The organism is Sphingobium sp. TomMM35A (assembly GCF_054771735.1).
Genome location: NZ_BSRC01000003.1, coordinates 25,850 through 45,116 on the forward strand (window position 1 = coordinate 25,850; position 19,267 = coordinate 45,116).

The following is a 19,267-nucleotide window of genomic DNA, read 5'->3' on the forward strand; positions in this document are numbered from 1 at the left end:
TGACCACATAATAGAAAGCCCGGCACGAAGGCCGGGCATCCATTTGGGTAGTGGAGCGACGTCGCCAAACGTCGAACCGGATATAACCGTTCCTCCTCCCTACGCCAGATCGAACGCCGTTTCAAGGATGCGCGCTTCGCGCCACGGTATCTTTTTGTCTGGTGACGGCCTTCCGCATGGAGGGACGAATGGGAACGCTTGGCTTTGGCGAGGCGATGGTGTCCGCGCTTGCGCCGGTAAAAGCGCCGCGTCAGACAGGGCGCGCACGGGTGCGATCCAGTGCGCCGCATCGGACGGGTGCGCCGGTGCTGCGCGACAGTGTGGAAGCGGGAACCTTCGAACATGTCTTCTTCGTCGCCCCTGCCAAGGGTGAGACCGACCGTCTGCTGCGCGCCGCCCGCCGTATCCTGGACGCAGGCCGTCAGCTGAGGAGCGAGGCCCGGTGTAATGGGCGCGAACTGACCCCGGCGGAGCGCCTACTCACAACGCTCACCAGCGCCAGCGTCCGGGTATTCGAGGAAATCCTAACCCTTTCCCGCCTTAACAAGGGCCATGTCTTCCCAAGCTACGATCACCTCGCTCAGGCGACCAGCCTGGGCCGCGCTACGGTAGCCCGGGGCTTACGTATCCTCGAAGGCATCGGCTTCCTTGTGCGCCAGCGCCGTTTCAAGCGCGTCGAAGGCGAGGGCCCCGGACCCCGCTACGAACAGACATCCAACGCCTATCGCGCCTTCCTGCCGAAGATCGTCCAGGCCTATCTGCCGCGCTGGATGCGCCCTGCCCCAATCCCTGATGACGAGCTTCAGCGCCAGGCCGACCGGATTGAGGATCTGGGCCATATGCACGCATGCCCCTCACGCAGCGAGCGGGCCGAAGCGGCACTCAAAGGCCCTCTCGCCAAGGTCCTCGCCCGCCTCGACGCTGCGCTGGAGCGCAAAGAGCGTGAGTCTCAAAAGGACCCTCAACCGCTACTGGATTCATTTATAAGAGAGACCAGCGGAGTTGGCCTAACCGGCCAACAACGTTATTCAACCTGAAACCCCGGCTTCGCCCTCCTCCCACTCGCCAACACAAACACAATCCGGCAAGAACTGAACGCACCGCTACGCGGCGCGAATGCTCCCCAGCGGGAGCAAGCGGCTTGGGCAGTTCTCCAAATTGGAGGTCGTGCCTAAGGCACAGGACTTTCCTGCTCTGTTTTAGGTGATGGATCTCGCACCAGCTGTCTGACTTCGTCAAACAACGGATGATCTGTGGCATAGAGGGTAAGGAGCCAACACCCAACTCCGGCAATAATGGCAATTGCGACCTGAGTGATGGACGTCACAACAGACCAATCCGAAAGAACCATCAACAGAAAAGCTGGTCCGACTGCAACGACAACAAGGATGGGACTTCCCTCGTAAGCCTCTCTCAGTTCGGTCAGTGTCGCTTGCGCCATTTGAGCCATTTTGGGCCGGTACATCAGGTAACCCAAAAACGCTTCGACGATGCGGCTCGCCGTTGCGATCGGGAGACTGAACACTGCACCGATGGAGAAGAGGGAGAGCCCGATGAGCGCGCGCGCCGCTTCGGTCCGGGCCTGCCACCCGGTGCGACCGGTAAGAACGCACAATTCCCAGTTCATCGCAAAGCCAATCGCGATGAACTGGCCTGCCATGAGGAAAGCAAGCGGTAGCGCCGCCCCATCCCATCTGGCGCCATAGAGTAGATGGACGATCGGGCCCGCCAGCACGGCGATGCCGGCCATGATCGGCCACATGACTGCCGTAAGTAGTTTCGTTGCGCGCAAAAATATTTCTTTGAGCGACCCCTGTTCCCGCAGTTCGGCTGCCATCTGCACGTAAATCACGCGGGTCGACAGGCCATAGGCACCTTCCCAGACCATGGCTGCTAGGCCAGATGCCCGGGTATACAGGCCCAGTACGGCCAGCCCCAACATTTGCGCTATGATCAGTTCGGCAAGACGCGCCGCAAGGATGGAAACGCCGCCAGCAAAGACCATCTGCACGGCAAAGACGACGATAGTCCCCCCTCCCCTAAGCGACAGCCGAAGGCTGACGTGGCGCCCCCCCAAGATACTGAATCCCAATGCGCCGAAAGCGGCACCTGTTACCGTGCCAAAGACAGGGCTGAGATAACTCCATCCCGCATGGGCGAAGCCGATCATGGTAGCGGCATTGACGGTGGATTTGCCCAGCTGAAGCAGCGAAGTCGTCCCGAACCGCATGTTGCGGGTGAGCAGCGTCGCCGGGAGAAACTCGAAAATTCCTGCCAGCGGCACGAGCGCAAACCATTGGAGCACAAGAGGGATGGCTGGGTCTGTGAACAGCTGCCGACCCATCGTACCCAGAAGCCAGAGCAGGACGCTGACAGCGATGTTCAGGATAGCGTTGACGGTGAAGCCGGTCGCGATCGTGCCGTTAGAAAGCTCATTGTCGCGGATAAGGTAATTGGCCACGCCAAACAGGGAAAATGTGCTCAATATGGCCGAGATGGCGGCACCAACGCCGAAAACGCCCAGTTCGCGGGGCGTCAGCAGGCGTGACATGATGATGGCGCTGCCGAAGGTGACGGCAAAGATGAGCAGATGCGTCCCATAATTCCAGAGAAGGGATTTGCGGATCGACATTCCGGCTCAGTACCAGCCAGCCAGGATCAGACATCGCACCACCACACTGCCCAGAAGGTCGCGATGTATCACTGGACCTGATAGCGCATAGGCCAGACGGGCTGGGAAGGAACGTTTAGAATTAACGAGCCGATCAAGCCAGGCGCGCTGTCGCGGGGAAAGGCGGGCACCGAAAAGCCTGAGACATTCGGTAGCCTGCGCGTGTATCGAGTAGAAGGCGCGTCTTTGCCGTAGCAGTCGGGAAATCTGCTTCATCTTTTGCGCGGCCCAGCTGGCGTCCAGCCCGACCACGTTTCCCCCATGCTGCCGGTAGAGAATGCGGGGCTGCGGATCATAATGCACGCGTCCCAAAGCGGAGACGATGAGCGCGCACCACCAGTCATGCATCATGATGGCACCGTTCGCAGGCGGGCAATTGTTGATCAGGGCACGTGCGGCGGGATTGAGAAGGATGGTGCAGCCCGTAGCGAAATTTTCGAACAGCAGATGTTCGAACCGGAGATCGCGATGGGGCGATGGCACACCGATAATGCCGAGATCGGCGTCAACGAGTGTCATGTTCGAACAATAGAGGGCAGGTCCCTCTTCATGTGCCAGAGCCGTGACTGCGCGCGCCAGCTTGTCCGGTAGCCAGACGTCATCCTGGTCGCAAAAGGCGTAATAGTCGGCATCCGGGGCGGTCCGCAGCAGTTGAAGAAAGCTGGCGGATACGCCTAGGTTCGGGCCTGAAGAAAATTCAGCTGGCTCGCCCAAGACTTCGGGAAAACGCTGCAAGATGGCGCAAGTATCGTCGGTGGAACCGTCGTCGCGCGCATGTAGATGTACTAAAACGCCTTCTTGCGCGCGCAGGCTTTCCAGCTGCTCCTGTAGATAGGCTGCGCCATTATATGTCGACAGCAGGACGACGACGTGTGGGAGCCGTTCCGACACCGGACCAGTAGAGGCGTCTGATTGATCCTTGGTATTGTCGGCTGTGCCATCAGCCACAATTTTAATGCCCCCAAATATGTTGCCTGTGGAGTTGCTTAAGATGACGGACTCATACTGTCCATTGTGCATAGCGAAATGACATTTGTGGATATCGGATAGCTACTAGATATCCATGCTGTCACACGGGTTTGATACTCGTCCTGTTAGATCAAGGCGGAACCAATATATTCGGGCGGAAATACCGGGTAATTGTCTTTGCTGAAGATTACCAAATACCGTGCTGTTTGCATCAAGTCGAAGCAGGCGGATGCCACGAAGAGCACGGCATCTTTCTTGCCATTAATTTTTAGTTTACCACTTTTTCCTAGTGTCTGGTACTCCGGGGGAAAGCCAGAATGTTTCAGTCGCCAGAGACGGGCGGGAATAATGTCGATGTTTCGATCGTCATGCCCTGCCTCAATGAAATTCTGTCTCTTCCTCACTGCATCTCCAATGCCAGCAATGCCTTGGCCCGGATCGCCCTCGCTTACGGATTTACCGGCGAGATCGTTATAGCAGACAATGGTTCGATCGACGGAAGCCAGGCTCTGGCGGCCAGTCTTGGAGCCCGCGTCGTTCCCGTTATCCGAAAAGGCTATGGCGCGGCACTAATTGGCGGGTGCGAGAACGCGTATGGCCGCTACATCCTGATGGGGGATTGCGACGGCAGCTATGACTTCACCGATGGCGTGGAGATGATCGGCCATCTCGCCGAAGGCAGCGCCCTTTGCATGGGTTCGCGCTTTGACGGGGGAATCGCACCCGGTGCCATGCCTTGGAAGAACCGCTATATCGGCAATCCGGTGCTGACTGGCATTCTAAACCTGTTTTTTCGTTCAGGTATTGGCGATGCGCATTGCGGTCTGAGGGCTATCCGCAAGGATGTCTTTTCCCAACTGGGCCTTGCCAGCGACGGCATGGAATTCGCTAGCGAGATGATCATCAAGGCGTCTCTGCTGGGCTTCGACATTCGTCAGGTTCCAGCGACGCTGTCCCCCGACTTGCGGAATCGGCCACCCCACCTTCGCCCCTGGCGCGATGGATGGCGCCACTTGCGCTATCTTTTCATGCTTAGCCCTACATGGGTTTTCGGTGTTCCCGCGCTGTGCTCCATGATGTTGGCAGCTCTTATCTTGATGGGGGCAACCCTGCACCAGCTGCGCTTTTTGCCCGCTTTGGGGTATTTTGGCGATAGCTGGGTGATCGTCGGCGGGTTTCTGGCAACGCTGGCTCATCTCTCGATGGTTATGGCCTTGGCCACGCATCTTCATGGTGTGAACCAGGGCTATCGTCGATTACGCCCCCTGTTGGAGCGCCATGGATCGAAATTGACGCTGGAAACAGCGCTGCTGACGGGCTCTGCTTTAATTGGCCTGTCTGTGATCGGCTTTGGGTTGACGGGTTGGTATTGGGCCAAGGGTGGGTTCGTTGCGCTAGGATCGGTTCTGCCGGTGATTCTGTCGGCCGTCAGCGGCAGCATTGGCGCGCAGACCATTTTGGGCGGCTTTTTGCTGTCCATCATTGCTGGTCACAAGGCACGGGTTATCGAGACGATCATCGTTCCGTCTCTGACTGAAATTCAGGTCAGCGATTTGGCGGCGTAAGGCCGCATGCAATGCCGTCTGACCATCTGGAAGACCTTAAGGAACAGGCTGCATGCGCATCCTCATCGTCTCCCATTTTTTCCTCGCACATGGAGGAGGTATTGAACGGGTCGCTGCCCATATGGCTCGGCACCTTTCGGTTCAGGGGCATCATGTGGAATGGGCGGCAAGCATGTCAGATGATCTGCCGCTGACCCCGGATTTCACTTCGGTCCCGCTGGGCTGTGTCAATCCCACGGAAGCGCTGACCGGACTGCCCATGCCCATTCCCGGGCCGCAGGCGCTTGCGCGCATCTGGAAAGCCATTGGCCAGGCCGAAATTGTCGTCATCCACGATGCGCTTTATTGCACCTCGATTGCGGCGATGGCGATCGCCAGGATGCGGCGCAAGCCCGTAATCCTCATTCAGCATGTAGCGCAGATCGCCTTCGCGAGTGCGTTGATGCGTGGAGTGATGGCATTAGCCAACCGCATGGTCACGCGTCCAATGCTGCGCATGGCCGACCAGACCATTTTCATCAGCGAAACCGTGCGGTCCTTCTTCGCCTCGCTCCCTATGCGCCAACCGGCATTGCTCCAGTTCAACGGCGTAAACACATGTCTGTTTCGGCCCGGACTAGGGGATTACGACCACTTTGCCATGGTTGATGAGAAGGTCCCTCTGATTGCTTTTGTCGGTCGTTTCGTGGAAAAAAAGGGGCTGGAGATCATAAGGGCGCTAGCTCGCCTGCGTCCGTCTGTGCATTTCGTGCTGGTTGGTGCCGGACCGATAGACCCCCGACAATGGAATTTGCCCAATGTCCATGTGTGCGATCCTTTGCCACCCGCCGACATCGCCGCATTGTTTCGCCAAGCGGACTATTTGCTGTTGCCTAGCGTGGGCGAGGGATATCCGCTGGTAATCCAGGAAGCGATGGCAACCGGATTACCTGTGATCTGCGGCGAAGAGAGTGCCCGGGCTGACCCCGGCGCGAGCCAGTGGCTGCGCGGGATAGAGATCGACCTCCGTGATGTAGATGGGAGCGCTTTGCGTGCTGCCGAAGCGCTCGATCAACCGCCCCTTGATGCGCAGGATCGCGCAGCCATGGCTTGCCATGCGCGGGACCATTATAGCTGGGAAGCATTTGCCACACGCATCAGCGAAGTGGCAAAGTTGCTGATTGCGCCACGAGATAGGCGTCCTTCCGAGTATGGCAGCACCGGATCCCAGACGCCCTGAAGCCGAAGTAGCTAGACGCCAGCGTCGATCGGCCGAAGGCATGGCCCATCCTTGATTGAACCCATTAGTCGTATGAATTGCGGGCTGTCCAACGGGGTGTTGGGCGCAAAGCCTACCTTGCGCATGTCGTTGTGGGTCACGACGGAAACGGTGCCGCGGCGGCAGATTTCCTGAAGCATTGGTGGCGTCATATTCCTGCTGGAAAAGCGTAAGGGCACATTATCCAGATCGGGCGAATTACGGACGTGATCGATGGCGCTCGCCGCCCAGCGCCCGTTGGTACTGGAAGCTATTTCCGTATCGATGAGGACGAAACGAGTGTTCTGCCGTGCAATGAGATGCTCAAGAGACACGTGCGGAGACACAAATTCATGGGCTCTCCACAGCAGAAACGGAAGTGACAGGCATAATGTCAGACAGCTTAGGGCGATGACCATTCCGTCCGCTCTTCCGCCAATGTTCCGCGCCAGCCTCTGGTATCCAAAGCCGCCCAGCAACGCGAAACTGCCAAGAAAGCCATGGAGATAGCGATAGCCCCAGCCATGGCCCTGATAGGGCAGGATGATGGCCACAAACAGGATCAGGCCGAAAATGCCCCAAAATAGCGGTCCGGCCAATGTTCTTTCCCGCCAGCACAGCGGAAAGGCGGCGATGAGTAAAGGCAGGAGGGCAAAATTCTGCCACGCGAAAAATCGCAGCAGGTTGAGCTGCATGAGGGGAATGGTGCTGGCTTCGTGCGTAAAAAGAAGCCCCGTCACCTTGCTGATGATGTTGCCATGCTGCTCATTGCCTAGCTTCGGAGTCTCGGTGAGGTGCGCGACAAAGGGCTGATAGAGCGTCCACCAGCCAAATACGGAGAAATAGGCCGCACCATAGAGAAGAACGATCCGCCACTGCCCCTGACGCAGGCGCCAGAGGAGGAATGGAGCTGCAAAAAGCGGGTGGAAAACCAGCTGGTGCAATCCAGTGGCCAAAAACGCGACTGCTATCGCGACGGCATGACCGGCTTTCCCGCCGCGCAGAAACGCGGCCAGCCATACCAGATTGAGCACCATATGCGCTGTCATCGCATAAGCCGTCATTGCGGTCGCGAGCATCTGCGATGAAAGCCCATATATCAGCAAAACGACCCAGCGTGCGCGCATGTCCGCGCCAAATATCTGTCGCGAGAGGTCGAACAGCGCCATTCCGCCGATCAGGATCAGGCAGGGATTGAAGAATGCAGGGTCGCCGAGCCGCGAAAAAGCGAGCCGCAGCATCGCGTTCACGGGCAGATAATCAGATACCAGAGCAAGGGGGTGGCTGGAGTTGATCAGGAAGTCGGGCACAAGCGCTTGGGCGTAATCGCGCCATTCAGGTGCAAGCGGCGCCACCACCCTGCCTTTGCTGAACACGGCCATGTCGAACATCACCATATGTTCGTCACGCGAAAGCGGGAAATTGCCCATGAGCCGGTAACTCCCCCATCCTAGCAGCAGAACCAGAACCGCTCCCAACGCTAGAAGCAGCCGGGAAGGCATTTTCATTGGCAGGAACAGATGAGGTGAGAAGCGGCCCACGAAAGCCAGCAGGATCGCTAGGCAAAACAGAACCGGCAAATCTTGGCTGCGCGCCAGGTAGAGGGTCAGGGAGCCCCCTTTCGTTAATGTAGCGGACAATGTTTGCACGCCAATCAGAAGGGCAGCCCACAAAGCTTCGCGCGGAATAGGTCGACTTTGAGTCTTGGTGCTTCTGACTTGCGCTCTTTGGTGCATTTTTAAAAAAAATCCTGACCGCCGATGATGCGGCATCCCACGGAATGCAGCGGAACGCATCGCTTTTGATCGAGCATGCTAGATTTTTAGTTAAACATCCTTGGAAATGGGCACTCCCGAGACTGCCAAATAATAATACCAAAAGATACCATATAGCTATCGGATATCTTTTATCGAGGCCGGTTTTCGCGCCGTATAATTCCTTGAACTTTCTGGATTTACCCCTAACCCCAAAGCGGGGTTTAACGGGGGTGGAATATGTATCTGAAGAACTACGCGTCGAAATGGACGCTGCTTGCTGGCGCCAGTGTGATCGCTGCGCTCGCCATGAGTTCTTCCGCCCAGGCTGCCTGCACCACCGCTGTGAGCGGCAGCATCACCTGCACCGGCGATAACCAGCCTTTCACCGTCACCTTTGACGCCCAGACCACCGTTGCCGAAGGGGCGACCGTTACAGGATCGGGTTTGTCGGCAATCCGGTTGAACAGCGCTAATGCTAACTTGCGAATAGACGGCATGATCAGCGCGACCGGCGCGGCCGCCCTCACCGTTCAGAATGGGTTGCCCGTCCTGAACTATGATCCCTATGCCGGCGTTGGGTTTCCCAATGGAAATTATTCTTACCCCTATCTCTACCCCAACGGCCAGGCCACGATCGTGGTGGGAGAGCAGGGCAGGATCAGCGGCGATGTCGGGATCTGGATCGAGCGGTCGAGCAGCAATTACTTGGGCGGTTCCACGGAGAGCAGGGCAGGATCAGCGGCGATGTCGGGATCTGGATCGAGCGGTCGAGCAGCAATTACTTGGGCGGTTCCACCGCCACGCTCGACAATAGCGGCCTGATCACGGCAACATCGGGCGCTGCTATCCGTGGACCCGCGATCAATGGCATCAGCTATCCATCGATCACCAACCGGGCAAGCGGGACGATACACGGCATCGCTGCAGTGGTTGGAAGCATCGCCAATGCGGGCCTCATGGACGGACGCGATCAGGCTGCGATCACCTTTCTTCCCAGTACAAATCCTTATTTCGGAGGGTTGGATAACGCCAGCCTCACCAACAGCGGAACGATCAGTTCCGCTGCTCCCGCGACGATTCTGAGCCAGCAGAATATCCTGTCGCTCAGCAACAGCGGCACCATTGTGAACAGCAATGGGGGCCTGTCCATCGACGCGGCGAACGGACTTTATCTGGTTAATTCCGGGACGATCCAAGGCAATATCGTCGCCCACACGACGACCAGCATCGACAGCAGCCAAGGCACTATTGCTGGCGACGTGCTGTTGGGCAGCGGCGACGACATAATCGTTGCCGCTATTGGCGGTAATGGCGAACTGAGGACCGGCATTACAGGTCTTGTCTATGGCGGCGCGGGCATCAATGCCGTTGCGCTTGTGGTGAACGTCGACGCCAAGCTGACCGGCGCTCCAGTCCTCCCGACCAATTTCTCCCTGCTGCGCATGGCGTTGGATAATCAGGCGCAGTTGACGCTTGATGAGGGCTTCGCCGGAGCGGCCAAAATCTATGCCTATGGCAGCGGCACGCTGCTCAATCAGGGCCGGATCGAGACGCAAGGACGCGCTCTGGAAGCGCTGGGCTTCGGCTATCCCGCATCGCTGAACCTGATCAATGAGGGTACCGTCAGGGCAAGCCTGTCGAGCCCAACGGATGCAGCCGTGTCGATCGACGCAGCCACCCTCGCCAACAAGAGCAGTATCGATGTGACAGGCGGCGTCGGCGTCCTGCTGAAGTTCGGTTACGGCACCGCCCTTGTCAACAGCGGCAGGATCAGCGCCACCGGCGCCCCGGCAGTGCTGTTCGGCGGCGGCTACGCCAGCAGCGGCACGGTGGAAAATAAGGCGGGCGGCGTCATCCAGGGCGACACTATCGCCATCGCCATCCTGCCCGACAGCAGTCCCTATAGCTATAGCGCCACCAGCATCACCAATGCCGGGTCGATCATCGGCCATGTGGACCTTACCGGCAGCAACAGCACGGACCGCTTCCTCATGCAGCAGGGCGGCAGCGTCACGGGCGACGTCCGCCTGGGCGCAGGCAATGACAGCTATTATTTCGAAGGCCAGATGGGCTCTGATGGGTTCCTGACCGGCATTTCAGGTGTGCTCGACGGTGGCGAAGGCAATGATCAATTGCTTGCCCGGCTTACTGGCGACAGCGCGGTCACGCTTGGCAATGCCGTGAATTTCGAAACGGTCGGCCTCGATATCGCTGCAGGCAAGCTCGTCACTGTCACGGGCAGCACTGGCGGCGCGCAGCTTAGCCTCTATGGCAAGGGCAGTGTGGATCTGTCGCTGTCGATCTCCGGCCAGAATGCCAACCTGATCAACGCCTCGGGCTACGGCTTTGCCTTCCCCGGCGACAGCGCCAGCAGCTACGTCCAGACCGGCACGACGATCATCAGCCGGGGCGCGCTTACCGCCGCCTTCGACAGCAGCGTCTATGGCGGCAGCGCCGTGCAGCTCGACCAACTCGATCGCTTCACGAACGAAGGCGTCATCACGCTCACCCAGGCGACCAACCCCTATGGGGCAAGGGCAAGCGCGATCAATGGCGGGCTTGAGGTCGTCAACAAGGGCGAGATCATCCTGGATGGCGGCGCCGCGATTGCCGGCGTGCTGACGGTGGTCAACAGCGGCACGATCCGCGAAGCAACAGGTGGCGCGCCAGCGGTCGGCATCTCCAGCGTCCGCGACCTCATCAACAGCGGCTCCATCAGCACGACCGACATCGCAGTCTACACCTATGACGGGATGCCTGCCTCCATCATCAACAGCGGCACGATCCAAAGCAGCGCGGCGCAGGCGATCCGCAGCGGCTATTCCTCGCCCGCGGTGATCGTCAACCAGGCGGGCGGCACCATCACCGCAGGATCCGGGTTTGAAGCCATTGCCCTCTCCAGGGGCGGTGCGATCAGCAATGTCGGCACCATCAACGGCAATGTCAATCTTGCCTATTCGCCCTACAGCGGTCCCAACTATGCCAGCGGCGCCTATGTGGACCGGGGCGGCACGCTGAACGGCGACTTGTTGTTCGGGGCGGGTGACGATATCCTGGTCACCACCGGCGATACGCTGGGCATAACCGGCACGATCGATGCGGGTGAGGGCATGGACAGCTTCGTTCGCGCTTATGCGGCGAGCCGGACCGTCGATCTTGCCGCTCTCCCGGCCCTTCCCACCAGCTTTGAACGGCAGGGCATCGGCGCTTTGGGCAGCGGCACGGTGGTGACGCTGACGGCCGATGGCGCGTTCCGCCAGTCCCTCATCCTTGTCGGCGACGGCACGATCGTCAATCTGGCCAATATCAGCGCGGATGCGGGCGCGCCTGAAAGGCTGCTGACGCTCGGCACATCGGCTGACCCGCTCAATCTGGCTGGCGCAGGATCGACCTTGCGCTTCATCAATCGCGGGACGATTGGTGACGGCATCAGCGGCTATGCCGCCCGCTTCGAAAATGAAGGCGTGATCGCCAACAGCCTCAACGGCACTACAGCCGTTCTGCTGACCGCCAGCGGGGATGACAGCTTTGCCTTCCGCAACAGCGGCACCATCAGCTCCGCCGACAATGACCCCTATTTCTACTACACGCCCGGCGTCGCCATCTCGGGCGCGACGGGCACCCAGCTGATCGGCGCGGCCTCGATCGCCAATAGCGGCACGATCGACGGCGGCATGTCGCTATCGCTGAATGCAAAGGATTTCAGCTTCAGCAATGATGGCAGCATCAACCGTGCCAATGCGGTTTCGCCGTCCGTCGCGCTTTCGCTGGGCCAAGGTTATTATTATGACGGCACTGACCTCAATGCCGACCGCGCGACCATCGGCAACAGCGGCGCTTTGGGCAACGGCATGGTCGCCAATGTGGCGGCAAAGGCGCTGACCTTCACCAACAGCGGCACGCTTGGTTCCCCCCTCTATGGGATCGCCCTGGACCTCGCCCAATCGCCCCATCAGACCGGCGGCACGACGCAGGGCCTCTACGGCGCGATCGATCAGGAAAGCTTCTCCTTCGCCAATAGCGGAACGATCGACGGGTCGGCCTATCTTGGTTCCAATTCTGCGGCGACGTCGGCGACCAACAGCGGAACGATCAACCGCCTGTCCGTCGAAGGGAGCAGCCTTGGCAACCAGTCGATGGCCATCGCCAATAGCGGGCGAATCGGCACCGACGCTCTGGGCGCTTCTGCCCTGTCGATCAGCAGCATAGCGCTTTCAGCCGAACAACAGCTGACCGGCTTCGATCCGGCGACAGGACCGGTTGATGGCGGGCCGACGACGATGGTGACCCTCACCAACAGCGGCGCTCTGAGCGCCGATGGCGGGGCCAGCTATCGTCCGGCGAGCCCCCCACCCTTCCCCTGGTATCCCCCAATGCCGGAAAGCCTCGATTCCGTCACCGCGCTCAATATCGATGCCACGAGCGGCGGCCTTTCCAGCATCAAGGTCACGAACGAAGCTGACGGCATAATTTCCGCCATCGGCGCGACGCGAAACGCAGCCGATGTGCAAAATCCATTGGTAACCGGGCTTGAGGCGATCGGATCGACAGCCTTCGTGGGGTCAGCGAACCAGATCAGCCTGATCAATGCCGGGACGATCCGCGGACTTGAGGGCGGAATCGTGCCTGATACGCTGGCAAATGGCCTTTCCGGCCAGTTCATGGCGGGCGCGATCCAGACTTTCAACTCCGCCGACACGGTCACCAACTTGGCCAGTGGCGTCATCACAGGATCGGTGGATCTCGGCGCACGCGATGACCAGATGACCAATTATGGCACCATCAACGGTAATGTGTATCTGGGCGATGGCAATGACCGCTTCACCCATGGCCTTGGCGCAACGCTGAACGGGATTGTCGACGGCGGAGCGGGCACCGATGCGCTGATCATCGACATCACCGGCGGCGGCCTGCTGAGCCAAGCCACCTTCGACAAGTTCGTCAGCTTCGAAAGCCAATCGATCACCGGCAACGGCAGGATCAGCACCAATGGTCCGCTCAGCATCGACAGCCTGGTCCTGCGCGACGCGCAGTTGACGCTGGGTGAAGGGCAGACGCTGGAAACGGCGAGTGGGACCAGCATCGTCTTTGCCGAGGGCACCAACAGCCTCACCAATCTCGGCACGATCAAGGGCGCGCTGAGTTTCGCGGGTGGAACGAACAGCTTCGTCAATCTCGGCAGCATCGCCGGGCCGGTCACCCTGGACGGCGGCAGCAACAGCTTCACCATTGGCGCGGGTTCTTCTGTGACAGGTCCGGTCACCGCCAATGGCAGCGACGACCTGCTGATCCTGGCGACGGGCGGCACCGACGCCGCCCCCCAGGAACTGCGCCTCGCTGGCTTTACCGGGTTCGAACGTACCCGGCAGGATAGCGGTACGTTGGCCCTGTCAGGCGACTTCACCACCGGCGCGCTGACGATCGCGGGCGGTCGCTTCATCGGCCGCACCGGGTCGGTGATCACCGCGGGTTCCATCCTGGTGAATCAGGGCGCGACCTTCGGCAGCGCAGGTACGGTCAACGGCGATATCGCGGTCCAGGGCACGCTCTCGCCTGGCGCCTCGCCGGGGACGATGGTCGTCAACGGCAATGTCGCGCTGGCGGGCAGCTCGACGACCCTGTTCGAGATGACGCCGACGGTCAGCGACGCACTGGTCGTCAACGGAAGCTTGAACATCGCGCCGGGCGCCACGCTGCGCATCACTGGTAATCGCCCGCTCACCCCGGGCGTCACCTATGAGCTGATCACCACCACCAGCGGCATCGTGGGTAGCTTCACCACGATCGACAAGGCGTCGAGCGTTGTCGGCTTTGTCCGGCAGGGCAACCGCAGCATCGACCTTCTGGGCCAGTTCGTGCTTGGCAGTGGCGCCAGCAGGCAGATTACGCAGACGGTCGATTATCTGAACGGCCTGCTGATCGCGGGCACCGCCACCAGCGGCATCCTGGCCGCCGCGCCCTCGCTGCTGCTAGCTGACGGCTCGGTCAATCAGGCCGCGGTCGCTCGCCTCAATGGCGAAGCCTATGCCTCCGCCTCGCAGATCGGGATTGAGAACGGCCTCGCCATCGCGACGGCGCTGCGCACTGCCTCGACTAGCATGCAGGGCGAAGAGGCAGGCCTCTTCACCTTCGGTCAGGTGCTGGGTGGCTGGCGCCATCTGCCGGGAGACGCATCGCTTGGCACGTCGCGCGCCAATGTCTCGACCCATGGCGCGCTTGCTGGCATTGGCTTTGGCACGAAGGATGCCTTGATCGGCGCCTATGTGGGTTATATCGATGCACGGCAGCAGATTGCGGGGGTGCAGGCCCGCACCGAAGCGGACGGCATGCTCGCCGGTGTCATCGCTCAAGGCGCGGCAGGCGGGTTCCAGATCGCTGCATCACTGAGCTATGACGGCAGCAAGGCCGACACCGACCGTACCCTCTTTGGTGGCAGCAAGGTCAGCAGCCATTATCGCCTCCGCAGCTGGACCGCAGACCTCTCTCTTGGCCACGCTTTCGCCTTGGATCAGAACTGGACGATAGCGCCCGAGATCGGCATCACCCACATCTCCTCCCGCCGCAGTGGTGCGAACGAGAGCGGCGATGCAGTCTGGGCCCTCGACGTCGAAGCACGTCGGACCAAGGCGACCTTCCTGCGCGGCGCACTGGAACTGCGTGGTTCGGCAGAGGCCCAGATCAGCCCCTGGCTCTCCGCAGGCGTCTTGCATCAGCTAAGCGGCAGGCGGACCTTCTCCACCGCCGCCTATGCTGGCGTAGCTGATGGCCTGACCGTCGCAGGCGCGGGACGCAGCGAAACCCTTGCCGCCGTCGGCGCGGGAGCAAGCCTGAAGGTGTCGCCGACCGCTGCCCTCTTCTTCGGGGTAAACAGCGAATTCGGCGCAGAAAGTAGCGGCCAGAGCGGGATCGTAGGCTTCAGGGCTCGCTTCTAGCCAAAGAAGCGCCCTGTTCTGGCGGATCAGGGACTATTTCCTTTTTAGTAGATATCTTTTGGAACCCATACAGTATCCAGGGTTGAGGCGAGACAGTTGTGCAAACTCTAATTCATGGGTACGGTCATTTAATTCGCTGATGAAGCGTATCCTGCGGCAGGAGAGTGAATATGACTGTTTCGCGCGAAGAAGTGATATGGGCCTATCGCGCGTTACTGGGCAGGGAACCCGAGAATGATGAAGTAATAGAGAATCACACAGCTACGGCTAATTTCTCTACGCTCCGAAATGATTTTATATTGAGCGATGAATTCAGAGCGAGTTCTCCTATTCTCAAGGTCGGTCGGCATCGCGGCGTTGAGACCATCGACGTTGAAACAACATGTCGCCCCGCAGAACTGGAGCAGATGGCGGAGAATATCGCGCGCGAATGGCGCCACTTCGGCGAGACGGAGCCGCATTGGTCTGTGGTGACAGGCGACGAATTCAGGCCGGGCAATATCGAAAAAAATATTGATGCCTTTTATGATTTGGGCCGAAATGATATTTTTCACATTGTTGCTGCACTGAAAAGAAATGGGGCATGGAAGGCCGACGGCATCAGGGCGCTAGACTTCGGTTGCGGCGTCGGTCGTCTGAGCCTAGCGCTTGCACCGCATGTGACGCACGTTACGGGCATAGACATCTCCCCTGCCCATCTTGTTCATGCGAGACAAAGGGCGGAGCAGATGAGCGTCGGTAACGTGTCGTTCAGTCCCATCGGCATCATTCAGGACATCGACGCGCTACCGAAATTCGATCTAATAATCAGTCTGATCGTGCTTCAGCACAATCCGCCGCCTGTGATGGTCGAACTGCTCAGGAAGCTTCTGTCCCGACTAGCTCCCGACGGCACGGCAGTGATCCAGATGCCCACCTACCTCTCGGGCCAGCGCTTCACGGTTGCAGATTATCTGTCCAATGAGCAGCCCAGCATGGAGATGAACGCCGTTCCCCAGCGGGTGATTTACGAGGTAATCGATCAGACTAATTGTAAAGTCCTCGAGGTTCGGGAAGACGAATATATGGGTAGCTTTGATATCGGACTTTCCCATACCTTTGTGATCCAGCGTCGATCGGATAGGTGATCAACTGCATGCTGGCGGATAAGCAAGGTTCGCCGTAGGTTATCTAATAAACCGTAGGCGGTTTAGTTGCTGATAGATTAAGATCGGCGGACAATATTTTTTAGGGAAATCTGGCGGAATGCTAAATAGGACTGTTAGAATATTTGATATTCTTTGAAACAGTAGATAACGTTTATAGTTATTGCAGTTGCCGATGGCATTGCAGAGCGGCATCTTCCTCTGCTTTCAAGGTAAAGACATATCTGCTTGTTGATCCCTATGTTGCAGCGGATGGAATAGATCCGCCATCCTATACTGACAAATGGGAGACAACGACGATTCCAGATGATTCCTTTATGCTGCCAAAGGTGGCGAGGCGTTTTTGGCTACGCTATCCCTCGGAGCGGCTTCCAATCTTTCTTGCAAATGATCCTATCGCCGGGCATGCCGGGAAAATCTAAATATGGGATTTATAAATGACTGACAGGGCGGTGGAGCGACTTGCGGTTCTTGACGGGGTGCTCATTGCTGTCGGTTACTGCCCAGCGGACGAAACACCTGTGCTGGTCATGGCTGGCGCTGAGCTCCCCAATCAAATCTGCACCCGCGAGCCACGGCTTGATGTCGAGCATATTATGGGAACCAGTCATACGGGATACCGAGTTGCCGCCGTTACCGGACATCAACCGGACAATTCGTTGTTCGGGGTACGGTTTGGCCAAGGCGGCCCAATTCTCAGGCGCACACTTCCTAACACCGAAGACGCCCATATTATGCTAAACGAGTTCGCGGCGATAGTCGCGGCGAACCCCGGTGGCAGTATGATCGAATTAGGGTCACGGGCACGGTCAGGGAATGTTTACACCGACCTCTTCCCTTCACTCAGCCGTTACGTCGGAACGGATATCATGGCAGGGCCAAACGTCGACGTCGTAGCTGATGCGCATACGCTTTCCCGCTCCGTTGGAGAGCAGTTCGATTACGCGTTCTCGGTGTCGGTGTTCGAGCATTTGATTATGCCATGGGTTGCCGCTTACGAGTTAAACAAAACCTTGAAACTAGGCGGTTTGATCTACATGCAATCCCATCCCGCCTATCCCCTTCATGACGAGCCTTGGGATTTCTTTCGTTTTTCGGAGAACGCCTGGACCGGATTATTCAACAAGTTCACCGGCTTCGAAGTGATTAAGACAGGCTATTCCACACCCGCAACGGTTGTCCCGCAAAATGCCTCTAACGGCGCGCTTCAGGGTTTAGATATGGCCGTCACCTATCTAAATTCGGCCGTCATTGCGAAGAAGGTCGGCGATCCGGTGGTGGACTGGTCTGCTGACCCGACGATCATTGCAGACCTTAATTATTCACACGGCGAAGTTACGCCTAGAAAAGTTGCACCGTCGACCATCCGCGCCAAATCGCTTCTACGGCGGCTCGGCATTGGGCGATAGCATCCAGCTTGGCAGGACGGCAGCTATTTTTGGGAACGCCCTCTTCTGAAAAGATCATCTGGTAACTAATGGATAGCTACCAGTATAATTTCTTGGTTGCCTTATTCAGCCGTCCTTTCCCCGGTTGCTGGCCTCTGGTCGACCAATGCCGCCAAGGCGTGTTCCAAGACGGCGCCGAGCGGGAGATTCAAGTCGTCGGCAATATCGTAAAGCTTCGAGATCGTTTGTTCGGTCGCCTTGATGTTGATCTGGCGGTTCCGTCCTGTGGTGTGGCGCCGCTGCTGTCGCTTCGGCGGGGTGACCGATGTGCCCTCCCCCTCTCCTTCCTTTTTTTCCCCTCGCGCCTTGCGGCTTGGAAACCCGCTTGTTTCGGAAAGCTTATTAATCGTCTCGGCCGCAACCGGCTTCGAGGAAGCATGGGGTGCAAAATCGTCAAGATCGCTGAAAGGATTGGCCCGGCTCATTATGCGACCTCCGCCTTAATTGCTGTTGCGGTGCGGCTCTCGCGCAGCCGTTCGATGACTTCGACGGCGAATTGTTCGGCATTGGCCATCGCCTTGTGGAGATTAGGCACATCCTTCTCGTCCAGTTTTTCAAGCGTCTGTTTGAAGGAAAACATGGCTCGGAACGCCTCGCGCTCATGAAGCTGGGAGGTGAAAACGGGTACCCCCGCATCGACGAGCCCGCTTTGAATATGCCCCATGGTGCGGGTGCGAATTATCGGACTGGTGCGGGTCAGCAGCACGCCATAGGGCACCGTCCTGCCTGTCATCTTTTCATGCTGCTTGAGGACGCGGATCGCGCGACCAGCCTGTTCGGCATCGAGTTGCGACCCCTGCATGGGGATCACCACCAGATCGGACTGGCTGACTGCGAGCAGCACGATCTTGGCGGCTGTGCCTTCCAGATCGACGATGACGAAAGGCGTCCTTGCGGCGGCTTCTTCGATCCGGTCGAGAATATTATCCTCATCGACATCGGCAACGATCGAGAGATTGTCGGGAAGTTCTGTCCCTTTCGCCCAAGCCTGTATCGGATGGTTTGGATCAGCGTCGATAACCGTCACTTGCGCGCCACGCGCGATTTCCGATGCGAGCAGAAGCGTTGCGGTCGTTTTGCCGACGCCTCCCTTAGGACTGACAAATGCAATTGTGGGCATGAAATCTCCCCCGTCAGCTATCATCTAGCTATCTGGTATCCTCCAGGTCAAGGATATCATCATGATAGCGGGAGGATAGCCATGGAGCTGGCCTGACAGCCATGTTTGCCGCAGAGGACAGCGAAGGCGCTTTTCCTTTGTCGATTTCCTGCAATCCGCTAATCGGAGCGGGCATGAAATCGGCTCAGACAGATTCCTATTCCTCGAGACGTACAGGATTTTGGCTGACCCTCTCTGTCCACTCTGATGCTTTTTGCTCGTCCCCTCGTGCCTATCTCGAAGCCCTATGGTGGCGCCTTCGCCGTAAAAGGCTGCGCTCCCGCAGCCAGTTTGCCCGGTTGCTGGGTAATTCGAGAAGAGCCTATGATTTTTGGCTGTTGCAGGAACATGTCATACCGCCCACAGGAGAAGGCAGTGAAGCCG

Annotated in this window: 12 protein-coding genes; 7 read left to right on the plus strand and 5 right to left on the minus strand. The window is 58.7% G+C overall.

Annotated features, from left to right (window positions below):
- Positions 1 to 188: 188 nt before the first annotated feature.
- The gene (locus ACYU8T_RS17115) at positions 189 to 1,037 is read left to right on the plus strand and encodes a helix-turn-helix domain-containing protein (protein ID WP_461160429.1); all 849 of its coding nucleotides are present in this window, start codon (positions 189 to 191) and stop codon (positions 1,035 to 1,037) included.
- A 134-nt stretch (positions 1,038 to 1,171) separates the two neighbouring features.
- Here ACYU8T_RS17115 and ACYU8T_RS17120 read toward each other — a convergent pair whose 3' ends face one another.
- Positions 1,172 to 2,632: an oligosaccharide flippase family protein gene (locus ACYU8T_RS17120; RefSeq protein WP_461160430.1), complete on the minus strand. Its 1,461-nt coding sequence runs from the start codon at positions 2,630 to 2,632 to the stop codon at positions 1,172 to 1,174.
- A gap of 6 nt (positions 2,633 to 2,638) precedes the next feature.
- Complete coding sequence (locus ACYU8T_RS17125) at positions 2,639 to 3,619, minus strand: glycosyltransferase family 2 protein (protein ID WP_461160431.1); 981 nt, start codon at positions 3,617 to 3,619, stop codon at positions 2,639 to 2,641.
- Positions 3,620 to 3,957: 338 nt separating this feature from the next.
- Here ACYU8T_RS17125 and ACYU8T_RS17130 point away from each other — a divergent pair, with 338 nt between their 5' ends.
- Together ACYU8T_RS17130 and ACYU8T_RS17135 are read left to right on the plus strand one after the other, a co-directional pair.
- On the plus strand, positions 3,958 to 5,205 hold the full coding sequence (locus tag ACYU8T_RS17130; protein WP_461160432.1) for a glycosyltransferase family 2 protein: 1,248 nt from the start codon (positions 3,958 to 3,960) through the stop codon (positions 5,203 to 5,205).
- Positions 5,206 to 5,257: 52 nt separating this feature from the next.
- Positions 5,258 to 6,424, plus strand: coding sequence for a glycosyltransferase family 4 protein (locus tag ACYU8T_RS17135; RefSeq protein WP_461160433.1), 1,167 nt, complete (start codon positions 5,258 to 5,260; stop codon positions 6,422 to 6,424).
- Positions 6,425 to 6,435: 11 nt separating this feature from the next.
- Here ACYU8T_RS17135 and ACYU8T_RS17140 read toward each other — a convergent pair whose 3' ends face one another.
- Entirely contained in the window at positions 6,436 to 8,238 is a 1,803-nt protein-coding gene (locus ACYU8T_RS17140) for a hypothetical protein (protein WP_461160434.1), read from the minus strand.
- A gap of 198 nt (positions 8,239 to 8,436) precedes the next feature.
- Here ACYU8T_RS17140 and ACYU8T_RS17145 point away from each other — a divergent pair, with 198 nt between their 5' ends.
- From ACYU8T_RS17145 to ACYU8T_RS17160, 4 genes are all read left to right on the plus strand, one after another.
- Positions 8,437 to 9,021, plus strand: coding sequence for a hypothetical protein (locus ACYU8T_RS17145; RefSeq protein WP_461160435.1), 585 nt, complete (start codon positions 8,437 to 8,439; stop codon positions 9,019 to 9,021).
- A complete protein-coding gene (locus tag ACYU8T_RS17150; protein ID WP_461160436.1) occupies positions 8,982 to 15,131 on the plus strand; it encodes an autotransporter domain-containing protein in 6,150 nt (2,049 codons plus the stop codon). Before ACYU8T_RS17145 ends, ACYU8T_RS17150 begins: the two co-directional genes overlap by 40 nt.
- A 170-nt stretch (positions 15,132 to 15,301) precedes the next feature.
- On the plus strand, positions 15,302 to 16,258 hold the full coding sequence (locus tag ACYU8T_RS17155) for a methyltransferase domain-containing protein (protein ID WP_461160437.1): 957 nt from the start codon (positions 15,302 to 15,304) through the stop codon (positions 16,256 to 16,258).
- Positions 16,259 to 16,713: 455 nt separating this feature from the next.
- The gene (locus ACYU8T_RS17160) at positions 16,714 to 17,685 is read left to right on the plus strand and encodes a hypothetical protein (RefSeq protein ID WP_461160438.1); all 972 of its coding nucleotides are present in this window, start codon (positions 16,714 to 16,716) and stop codon (positions 17,683 to 17,685) included.
- Between the two features lie 101 nt (positions 17,686 to 17,786).
- On the opposite strand, the gene ACYU8T_RS17165 is transcribed toward ACYU8T_RS17160, so the two are convergent.
- Together ACYU8T_RS17165 and ACYU8T_RS17170 are read right to left on the minus strand one after the other, a co-directional pair.
- Positions 17,787 to 18,149 carry a hypothetical protein gene (locus ACYU8T_RS17165; RefSeq protein WP_461160439.1) on the minus strand — a complete coding sequence of 121 codons (363 nt, stop codon included), beginning with the start codon at positions 18,147 to 18,149 and terminating at the stop codon, positions 17,787 to 17,789.
- The gene (locus ACYU8T_RS17170; protein ID WP_461160440.1) at positions 18,149 to 18,844 is read right to left on the minus strand and encodes a ParA family protein; all 696 of its coding nucleotides are present in this window, start codon (positions 18,842 to 18,844) and stop codon (positions 18,149 to 18,151) included. The genes ACYU8T_RS17165 and ACYU8T_RS17170 overlap by 1 nt, the downstream gene beginning before the upstream one ends.
- Between the last annotated feature and the right edge of the window lie 423 nt (positions 18,845 to 19,267).